2 protein-coding genes and 1 pseudogene are annotated in these 1,636 nt (G+C 66.0%); 2 read left to right on the top strand and 1 reads right to left on the bottom strand.

From position 1 onward, the window contains the following. Together WBF82_RS09955 and WBF82_RS09950 are read left to right on the top strand one after the other, a co-directional pair. The coding region (locus WBF82_RS09955) for a CoA transferase (protein WP_424382875.1) at positions 1-663 on the top strand (663 nt) is incomplete at its 5' end. After that, positions 660-1,424 (top strand): SDR family NAD(P)-dependent oxidoreductase, encoded by a 765-nt coding sequence (locus tag WBF82_RS09950; protein ID WP_424382874.1) that lies wholly within the window; start codon positions 660-662, stop codon positions 1,422-1,424. The genes WBF82_RS09955 and WBF82_RS09950, both read left to right, overlap by 4 nt. A 9-nt stretch (positions 1,425-1,433) precedes the next feature. Here WBF82_RS09950 and WBF82_RS09945 read toward each other — a convergent pair. After that, positions 1,434-1,636, bottom strand: a pseudogene (locus WBF82_RS09945) (M24 family metallopeptidase); the annotation flags it as partial.

Raw genomic sequence — 1,636 nt, 5'->3', positions numbered from 1 at the left:
TCGACCGTCGGCGCGGCCGCGGCGTTGGCCGCCGTAGCAGCATTGCTTCATCGAGACCTGAGCGGCGAAGGCCAATTCGTCGACGTGTCGGCCGTCGAGGCACTCTCGTCGATGATCGGCGATTGTCTGCTCGAACAGGATCTGACCGGAAAGCAGATCGTCCCCGACGGCAACCGCCATCCGGATATGGCCCCGCACAACTGCTATCCCTGTGCCGACGGCGCCTGGCTCAGCGTCGCCGTGGCCGACGAAACCCAGTGGCGCGCACTGTGCAACGTCCTGGGTGCCACCGCGCTCGCCGACGACACACGCTATGCGCGCATGCCGGATCGACTCAGACACACCGATGAGCTCGACCGAGAGCTCGCTGCCCTCACCACCAGCCAGGACGCCGCGCAGTTGGCGCAGCGGCTCAGGTCGGCCGGCGTGCCGTCGAGCAAGAGCGCGACGTCCCTCGACGTCATCAGCGATCAGCAGCTGTGGGACCGCGAGCTTTATCGCTTCGTCAGTGATCACCGCGAGGGGCAACGGCCGATAGTGGCGGCGCCGTGGCGAATGTCCACTGCCCCAGCACAGATCGAGCGGGGCGCCCCCGACCTCGGCGAGCACAATGACTACGTCCTACACGACATCTTGCGCGCCCCCGCATCGGAGGGAAAGTGACCGAGAGGTTGGCCGGCACTGCGGCATTGGTGACAGGCGCCAGCAGCGGCATCGGCGCCGCGACGGCACGGGCGCTGGCAGCGGAGGGCGCCGCCGTCGGTCTTGTCGCTCGTCGGGTTGATCGGCTCAATGAACTCCAGGCCGAAATCGAATCCGCGGGCGGCACTGCGCTGGCGGTGCCCGCCGATGTGACGGACGCCGAGCAGGTGGCAGCGGCGGTGCGGCGGATTGTCATCGAGCTGGGACGTCTTGACACCGTCGTCAACAATGCCGGGCTGATGCGGATGGCTCCCGCTGCCGAAGCGCCACTGCAGGATTGGGACGATCTGGTGCGGGTCAATGTGCAGGGCGTCTTGTACGTCACCCGGGCCGCGGTGCCCCACCTCATCGAAGCGGCCAGCGATTCGCCCCGCGGTGTCGCCGATCTGGTCACCATTAGCTCCACCGCCGGCTGGGTCGCCCGCCCGAACACCGCCGTTTATTCGCTGACAAAATTCGGGGTAAATGCGTTCAGCGAGGGCATCCGACAAGAGCTGCTGGGCAAGCGAGTTCGGGTCGGCGTGGTGGGGCCGGGCACGGTCGACACCGAAATCAGCAATCAGCTATCCCCGGAATCGCGCGAAGCATTCAATCGTCAGACCGCCGACATGGTGAAGTTGGCGCCCGAAGACATCGCCGATGCCGTGCTGTATATGGTCACCCGCGATCGCAGAGTTGCCGTCAACCACATGTTGGTTCGCGCCGCCGAACAGACCTGGTGATCGAGAAAGCTACTGCCACACCGGGCTGGCGGTCAGCAACGCTGGTCCGCTATCGGTGATGGCGACCGTATCGCGGTGAAGAACCGCGCCGAGGCCTTCCTGCCACACGTAGCCGGTAAGTGCTAACACCATCCCCGGGTCCAGATGTTCACGTTCGGCAGTGCCCGGAAGCTGTCGCGAGATCACCGGCGGATCGAAGCCCAGCCCCAGTC

Source organism: Mycobacterium sp. (assembly GCF_049673265.1).
GTDB lineage: Bacteria > Actinomycetota > Actinomycetes > Mycobacteriales > Mycobacteriaceae > Mycobacterium.
This window is presented reverse-complemented; position numbering and strand designations above follow the sequence as displayed.